At 63.1% G+C, this 8,270-nt stretch carries 8 protein-coding genes; 7 read left to right on the forward strand and 1 reads right to left on the reverse strand.

The window, feature by feature from the left end:
- Window positions 1–30: 30 nt before the first annotated feature.
- Window positions 31–1,047 (reverse strand): EF-P beta-lysylation protein EpmB, encoded by a 1,017-nt coding sequence (gene epmB / locus E4680_RS04860; protein WP_135281261.1) that lies wholly within the window; start codon window positions 1,045–1,047, stop codon window positions 31–33.
- Between the two features lie 133 nt (window positions 1,048–1,180).
- Between epmB and efp the strand changes: the two genes are divergently transcribed.
- The 7 genes from efp to E4680_RS04895 all read left to right on the forward strand — a co-directional run.
- Entirely contained in the window at window positions 1,181–1,750 is a 570-nt protein-coding gene (gene efp, locus E4680_RS04865; protein ID WP_135281262.1) for an elongation factor P, read from the forward strand.
- Entirely contained in the window at window positions 1,747–2,724 is a 978-nt protein-coding gene (gene epmA, locus E4680_RS04870) for an EF-P lysine aminoacylase EpmA (protein ID WP_135281263.1), read from the forward strand. Before efp ends, epmA begins: the two co-directional genes overlap by 4 nt.
- 46 nt (window positions 2,725–2,770) lie before the next feature.
- Window positions 2,771–3,640: an NAD(+) diphosphatase gene (nudC, locus tag E4680_RS04875; RefSeq protein ID WP_135281264.1), complete on the forward strand. Its 870-nt coding sequence runs from the start codon at window positions 2,771–2,773 to the stop codon at window positions 3,638–3,640.
- 69 nt (window positions 3,641–3,709) lie between these two features.
- A complete protein-coding gene (locus E4680_RS04880; protein WP_135281265.1) occupies window positions 3,710–4,873 on the forward strand; it encodes a COG1470 family protein in 1,164 nt (387 codons plus the stop codon).
- A complete protein-coding gene (locus E4680_RS04885; protein ID WP_135281266.1) occupies window positions 4,860–5,816 on the forward strand; it encodes an ABC transporter ATP-binding protein in 957 nt (318 codons plus the stop codon). The genes E4680_RS04880 and E4680_RS04885 overlap by 14 nt, the downstream gene beginning before the upstream one ends.
- On the forward strand, window positions 5,803–6,756 hold the full coding sequence (locus E4680_RS04890) for an ABC transporter permease (RefSeq protein WP_135281267.1): 954 nt from the start codon (window positions 5,803–5,805) through the stop codon (window positions 6,754–6,756). Before E4680_RS04885 ends, E4680_RS04890 begins: the two co-directional genes overlap by 14 nt.
- A 75-nt stretch (window positions 6,757–6,831) precedes the next feature.
- Window positions 6,832–8,270 (forward strand): AMP-binding protein (locus E4680_RS04895; RefSeq protein WP_167792388.1); only part of this gene is annotated, 1,439 nt, incomplete at its 3' end.

Consider the following 8,270-nt stretch of genomic DNA (forward strand, 5'->3'; position numbering starts at 1 on the left):
ATTTCGATCGCCCTGCCGCGTTTCCATGGCTCAAAGGTCGGCTGCCAAAACTTGTTTGGCTGGCTCGCCGGGTTCTTCGCGCGCCAGTCGGGGTACCAGATAGCCTGGCAACTGGGCGGCGAGTTGCCCGATCAACGCGCGGGCATGGGTTTGCTCCACCTCGAAATGCGCTGTACCAGCGACGCGATCGAGGAGATGCAGGTAATACGGCATCACCCCGATTTCGAATAACCGCTTGCTGAGCGCAATCTGCGCATGCGCAGTGTCGTTGACGCCTTTCAGCAGGACGGCTTGGTTGAGCATCACCGCACCGGTGCGACTCATCTTCCTCAGCGCTTCGGCCACGGTCTGATCGAGTTCGAGGGCATGGTTGCTGTGAACGACGATTACCCATTGAAATCGGCGGTTCTCCAACCAACTTGACAGGGCATCGTCGATTCGTTCAGGGAGCACGATGGGGAGCCGGGTGTGCAGGCGAAGCCGTTTGATGTGCGGGATTTCGCTCAGCGCGTCGGTTAATTCGCCCAGTTTCTCATCGGGCAGACTCAAGGGATCACCTCCGCTCAGAATCACCTCTTCGATCGAGGTGTCGTCGCGCAGATAGTCCCAGGCTTCTTGCCACCGGCTGCGTGCGGCATGGGCTTCGGAATAGGGGAAATGGCGGCGGAAGCAGTAGCGGCAGTGGATCGCGCAGGCGCCGGTCAGAATCATCAGCACCCGCCCGTGGTATTTGTGCAGCAGGCCACCGGGGCGCCGGCTGGGTGCGTCACCCACAGGGTCGAGTACGAAACCGGGATGATGTGCGGACTCGGCGTTCAGCGGTAAGACCTGCCGCAACAGGGGGTCGTTCCAGTCGCCGCGACGCATGCGCGCGACGAAGCCCAACGGGACGCGCAGGGGGAACGGGGAGTTCGGATCGAGCGGGCCCGGCGCTTGGGTGGGGTCGAGGTCGAGCCGTGCCAGCAATTCGCCCACATCCCGCACGCCTTGAGCAAGCAGGGATTGCCAGCGCGGCGGCTGTGTCGAGGAAATGCTTCGGGTTATCATGGCGCTCCTGCGGTATCCGTCTCGGCCTTCGTCGGGGATGGATGCAACCGGATCATTTTAGACAACCGGTCGATTTCCGGGGCTTTGCACAGAGCGTCCCCGGGGTTTGTCCCATTTTCATGATGGAATATCCATGGCGATCTACAGCACCAATGAATTCAAATCCGGACTTAAGGTGATGCTTGATGGTGATCCGGCCAGCATCCTGGAAAACGAGTTCGTCAAGCCCGGAAAGGGGCAAGCTTTCAACCGGGTCAAGTTGCGCAACCTCAAGACCGGTCGGGTCATCGAGCGCACCTTCAAATCCGGGGACACCATCGAATCGGCTGACGTGGTCGAGGTGGAAATGCAGTATCTCTACAACGACGGAGACAGCTGGCATTTCATGGTGAGCGATACCTTCGAGCAGCATGCTGCCAATCCCGAGGCGGTTGGCGAGGCCACCAAGTGGATCAAGCCAGAGGATGTGTGCACGGTCATGCTCTACAACAACATCCCGCTGAGTGTGACGGCGCCGAACTTCGTCGTCCTGCGGATCACGGAAACCGACCCGGGCATCCGGGGCGATACAGCCAGCGGCGGCGGCAAGCCCGCTACCCTTGAAACCGGGGCGGTGGTGCGGGTGCCGCTGTTCGTTGAGCAGGGGGAGTTGATCAAGGTCGATACCCGGACCGCGGAGTATGTCTCCCGCGTCAAGGAGTGAAATTCCCCGTCCGCTGGCAGCCCAGCGCCGATCTCGCCGTCTTGCGGCAGCGGGCCACGATTCTGGCTCGGATTCGGACGTTTTTCCAGGAACGCGGCGTGTGGGAGGTGGAAACACCACTGTTTGGCGCGGCGTGTGCCAGCGATCCGCACCTTCAGGCGGTCTGCCTCCCTGAATCCCCTTGGGGGCCGCGCTATTGGCAGACCTCGCCGGAAGCGCATATGAAGCGCCTTCTGGCCGCAGGCTCGGGGCCGATTTACCAGATCTATCGGGCGGCGCGCGCTGGCGAGCGGGGGCGCTTGCATCACCCGGAATTCTCGCTGCTGGAATGGTATCGACCGGGTTTCGATCAGATGGCCTTGATGGCGGAGGTCGCGGAGTTGGCGTGTCTGGTGCTGCGCGATGGCCCCGCCTTGGGACCGACTGAAACGCTGACCTATCGGGATGCATTTCAGCGATATGCCCAGCTGGATCCGTTCACGGCCGGTATTGCGGATTGTCGACGCCGTCTGGTGGCCAGCAGCGGGACGCTGTCCGGTGGCGTTGCGGACCTGGACCGGGACGGCTGGCTGGATCTGGTCATGACGCACTGTGTTGCACCCCATCTGGGTCGGGATGGCCTGTGTTTCATTACCGATTATCCGGCATCACAGGCTGCAATGGCGCGCCTGTTACCCGGCCCACCACCACGCGCGGCGCGTTTCGAACTCTATCTACAGGGTGTCGAACTGGCTAACGGCTATCATGAGTTGTGTGACGCGCAGGAGCAGCGTGCCCGCATCACACAGGATCTCGCCTGGCGCCAGGCGCACGGGCGGGCCGCAGTTCCCGTGGATGAGGCGCTGCTCGCCGCCTTGACCGCCGGTATGCCCGACTGCGTCGGGGTGGCGTTGGGTTTGGATCGGTTGGTGATGATTGCGGTCGGTGCACACGAGATCGATGCCGTGGTAGCGTTTCCGGTCGAGCTGGCCTGATCGAGGGCCCATAGGCGAGCACCATCCGGCTGGTGGAGACCCGGCGATGAATCGATACGGTGACGGTTTTTCCGGACGGTTCGAGCCGGTCTTGCGCTTCGAGACGGTACGGGCGGACCCGGCCTGGTGGTTCGTCTGCGACGGATCCCGCCTCTGGGTGCGCCGGGAAGCCGATGGAAGCTTCAGTCTGCCGCGTGTCACCCGAGCGCTTTTCCTCGGGCTTGCCACGGACCCTGTGCCCCATCCCTTGGGATATCTGGACGGTGTGGCCTGTCAGGCCGTGGGTGCTGACAGTAATGCCGAAACGACGGATCCGCAGGGCCAATGGCTGGATCTGCGCCGGCTTCACGGCCGGTTGCCGCAGGATCTGTTTCTGCTGGCCGGGCGAGCTATCCAGATCGTTGCCTGGGATCGCACGCATCGCTATTGCGGCCAGTGCGCCACAACGCTGGTGTTTGCCGAGAACGATCGGGCCAAGCAATGCCCGGCGTGCGGGCTCCGCCAGTTTCCCCGTCTTGCGCCGGCGGTCATGGCCATGGTAGTGCGCGGGACCGAGGTGCTTCTCGCACGCGGGCCGGAGTTCCCTGAAGGCATGTTCAGTATCCTGGCCGGTTTCGTCGAACCCGGGGAAACACTGGAAAGCTGTGTGCGCCGCGAAGTTGCCGAAGAAGTCGGCATCGAGGTCGGTCCCATGCGCTATCTTGGTTCGCAACCCTGGCCGTTTCCCCATTCCCTGATGATCGGCTTCGTGTGTGAATATCGGGCTGGAGCGTTGCGTCCTGACGGGGTGGAGATCGTGGAGGCCGGCTGGTTCGATTACCGGGCGTTGCCGCCGCATCCCGGACCCATGAGCCTGGCCGGCGTGCTGATCGCCGATTTCGTGGCCGATTGCACCCAGCGGTTCGGTGTCGCCTGAGGCGCGGCGTGATCCGGCCGTGTCCGCCTGGGAGTGGCCGAGTGACTTGTCATTCAGGAGCTTTTCACCATGCCTCTTGCACGCATTGTCAGTGCGATGGCCATTTTGCTGTCCGTCCTGGGCGCGGTTGCTCCCGCTGCCGGTGAAGCGTATCGAGGGCTGGGTCTCATCACACCGTATCCGGATCAGACCTTGCCAACCGGTAGCGGTCATCTCATTCCCCTGACCGTGGCGAATTACGGTCTGCCGCCCCAATGGGTCGATGTGCGGGTGGTACAGGCGCCGCCGGGCTGGACCGTCGTACTCCAGGCTGGAGGCCGCCCGGTCGGTGCCGTTCTGGTCGAACCGGACCAGAGCCGGGCCTTGTCGCTTTGGGTCGAGCCACCGGAAAGGGCGGCAGGCGGGCCGTTTCCGCTCGTGCTCGAAGCCCATTCGTCATCGGCGCGGGCACGACTTCCGCTACGGCTCCATCTGAGCGAACAGGCCCCGCAACCGTTGGCGCTTGAAGTGGGATTGCCGGTACTCCGGGGGGCTGCGCGGACGGTGTTCACTTTCGAGTTGACAGTGCGAAATCCCACGGAGCGTGATGTCATGGCGGCGCTGAGCGCGCGCGCGCCTGACGGGTTTCGTGTCGATTTTCTGCCCCGTTTCAGCGAGCAGGAAATCACGGGTTTACCGGTCAAGGCAGGGGATTCCGCTCAGATCGATGTGCGCGTCGCCGCGCCGCGGGGTACTCCGGCCGAGACCTATCCCATCACCGTCACGGCGCTGGCAGGCACCATGAGCGCGAGTCAGGAGCTCACCCTCGAGATCACAGGGGAACCGCGTCTTAAGATGGCCCCGCCCGATGAACGCCTGTCCGGTACGGCCTATCTTGGCGTCGAAACCCCGCTGCAGTTGCAGATCGAGAACGTGGGGACGGCGCCTGCCGAGGATTTGCGGCTGAGCGGATTCGCACCGGCGAACTGGTCTTTGCGCCTGGAGCCTGCGCAGATCGACCGGCTGGCGCCCGGAGCGCGCACGATGGTCACGGCGGTGTTCAAGCCCGGAGCGAAATCCCTGGCCGGCGATTATCTGCTGACCTTCGAGGCGCATGGCCGCGGAACCGAGGCGACGCTTGAGTATCGCGTGACCGCGCTCACATCGACACTCTGGGGTCTGGTCGGAATTGCGCTCGCCGCCGTGGCCTTGCTCCTGGTCGGTCTGGTCGTGGTGCGTTATGGGCGGCGATAGCGCGCCGGTGATCGAAACCCGCCATTTAGGCAAGCGCTACGGCAAGACCTGGGTCGTGCGCGAGGTAACGATGGCCGTGGCGGCTGGAGAAATCATCGGTCTGCTGGGGCCCAATGGGGCCGGCAAGACGACGACCATTCTGATGCTGCTGGGCCTGACCGAGCCCAGCAGCGGTTCGGTCCGGGTGCTTGGCCTGGATCCGGCGCGCCGGCCGTTGTCGGTGAAGCGCCGCGTGGGCTATCTGCCGGATCGGGTCGGGTTTTATGACGAGCTCAGTGGCCGCGAGAATCTGGTCTACACCGCGCGGCTCAATGGGCTGGCTTCGCCTGTCTTTTCGCCGCGCATCGAAGCGGCCTTGATGCGCATGGGGCTGGCCGATGTCGCTCATCATCGTGTAGCCACCTATTCGCGCGGCATGCGGCAGCGGCTGGGTTTGGCCGAACTGCTGGTCAAGGCGCCGCAGGTGGCGATTCTGGATGAACCGACGCTGGGGCTGGATCCCGAAGCCGCTGACAGCTTTCTGTCGCTGGTGCGCGGTCTGCGCGCTGAGGGCATGACGGTGCTTCTTTCCTCGCATTTGCTGCATCAGGTCCAGGCGGTCTGCGATCGGGTTGCCCTGTTTCATCGGGGACAGCTGGCACTGATGGATTCGGTGCCCGCGCTGGCACGCCGGGTATTGGGCGCGCAGTGGTGTCTGGAGGTCGCGATCGACGGCGATCCGGCGCGGACCCGGACGGTGCTGGCGGCCTTGCCCGAGGTGCACGTCGAACCGTTGACCCCAAATCACTACGTGCTTCGCGCCACGCGGGATGTCCGGCCGCAGCTCATGGCAAGCCTCGCGGCCGCGGGCCTGGGTCTGGCTGTACTGATTCCCAAAACACCCGACCTGGACGAAATCTATCGCCGGTATTTTCAAGACGAGAATCGGGATGGCCAGACGTGAGGGCTCCCCCTGGACGGGGGTGAACGTGATTGCCCGCAAGGTCTTCGCCGATCACCTAACCTCGTTGCGGCTGGGCATATTGGAAGGGTTGGTGTTCATGGCGGCGCTAGCCGCGGTCTATGGCGCCAGCGAGGTGCTGCGTCAGACGGTGGCCGAGAGCCCCTACGTCTTTCTGCATCTGTTTACGGCGACACGTGAGCCGTTGCCATCGCTGTCCGAGTTCCTGGGTTTTTTCGTGCCGTTGGTGGCCATTGGCCTCGGTTTTGACGCAGTCAATGCCGAACTGGTTCGAGGCACCTTGAGTCGGGTTCTGGCTCAGCCGGTCTATCGCGATGCCTTTCTGGCCGGCAAGTTTCTGGGAACGCTGGCGATCCTGTTTTTGCTGCTGGTGACCTTGTGGGTGCTGACAGTGGGGTTGGGGATCTGGTTTCTGGGAGTTCCACCCGATGGCGAGGAAATGATCCGGCTGGGTTGCTTCTGGCTGGTTACGCTGCTGTACGCGGGGGTATGGCTGGCCTTGGCCGTGTTGGTTTCGGTACTGATCACCCAACCTGCCTCTGCGGCCCTGGTGGCCTTGGGCATCTGGTTGTTCGTATGGCTGTTCTGGCCCCTGGTGGCCCAGGTGCTTTCCGAAATCCCGGGATTCGTGCCGGGCGGCGCCGCAATGCCGATCGAAACCTACGCCATGCGGCAAGGATTGGAACGTCTGGCGCCGACGGTGCTGTACGCCGAAGCCGTGCAGCCCTTGCTGGTTCCGGAGATGCGGACGATCGGGCGCGTATTCAGCAGCCAGCTCGAGGGCGCGGTTCTCGGAAACCCCCTGCCGGTGGCGCAAAGCATTGGCATGGTGGGGCCACGCGCAGCGGGGCTTCTCGCGACGGTTCTTCTGCTGATGTCAACGAGTTATGTTATTTTTCAAAGACGGGAGATCCGTGCCTGAGGGGGCATGGAATCGGCCATTGGCCACTCCCGATAAAACGATCAGAAAAATGGTCTTTCATGGAGGAGACAATCGATGTCCGCACTCGCTCAATTGCGCCAGATGCCCGAAGCCCGCAAGGGCGCACTGGCACCGCTGCGTCAGGTTGGATTGATCAATGGTATGCGCACGCTGACCAAGGCGCTGATCCGCAGCCGCCTGGACCGCAATGAACTGCCACGCCAATTCCTGCTGTCTTTCTGGGACACGCTGGGCAGCCGTGAGGCGCTTATCTTCGAAGGCCAGCGCATCACCTTCGCCCAATTCAAGGACCGTGTGCTTCGCTTTGCCGATGTATTGCACGGACTGGGGCTGAAAACGGGCGATCGCTTCGCCGAACTGCTCTACAACAGCCCGGTCTGGTTCGAAGCCATGGCGGCTGGCACGCTGACCGGGATTCACATGCCGATGCTCAACTGGCATCTGCGGCCGCACGAGCTGGCCCAATGCATCAATGCCGCCCAGCCACAGATGCTGTTGATCGACCATGAATTTCTCGACCGCATTCTGCCCATCCGCGACCAGATCCCGTCCGTCAAGCACTACATCGTGGTCGGCGGCGAGCCGCCCGAGGGCATGCATTCCTATGAGGCGCTGATGGCCCGCGCGCAGCCCGTCCTGCCACCCGGTAAGCTCGACATGGCGCCGCGTCCCTACAGCGGCGGCACCACCGGCACGCCCAAGTACATGAATATCAACCGCGAGCGGCTGGCGAGCGATTCCGACGAAGATCGTCGTGGCGCCAAGAAGGAAGACCTGGTGCGTATGGGGCTGATGCAGCTCACGGCCTTTTATTACTACAAGCTGGGCGAGATCCATGATCCCGTCACCGGCAACGTCCGGACCCTGATTCCCGGGCCGTTGTATCACGCCGGCGTGCAGGTCGGGGTGCTGCCCTTTTTCGTCGGCGGCACAGCGGTGCCGATGCGCAAGTTCACGGCCGAGGGCTTTCTCAAGGCCATCCAGGACGAGCGCATCAACTGGACTTTCGTGGCGCCGACCATGCTGGAGCGGGTGGTGGCCCTGCCCGATGAAGTAAAGAACAAGTACAACCTCGCCAGCATGCGGACCATCATCTGCGCCGCCGCACCCTGTCCGCCCAAGGTGAAACAGGAGATCAACGCCCTGTTCCGCCGCCAGGGCGCCAAGGACGATGTCTTCCATGAATATTACGCGGCTTCCGAGACGGGGCTCGTCACCATTCTCGCGCCCGAGGACTATCAGGCGAACCCCAAGCGCTACGACAGTGTCGGCAAGGTGCGCGGCTGCGAGGTCGGTATCTGGGATCCGGACAAGCAGGCCTGGTGTCCCACCGGCAAGGAAGGCAAGGTCATCATGCGCACCCCGACGGTGTACGGCCTCGAGTATGCCGGCGTGGATGAGGCGGCCATGCGCAAGAATTTCCTCGAGATCGGCGGGCAACTCTGGTATGACGACGGTCTGATTGGTTATCTGGACGAGGACGGTTTTCTGTA

It is taken from the genome of Candidatus Macondimonas diazotrophica (assembly GCF_004684205.1).
GTDB lineage: Bacteria > Pseudomonadota > Gammaproteobacteria > UBA5335 > UBA5335 > Macondimonas > Macondimonas diazotrophica.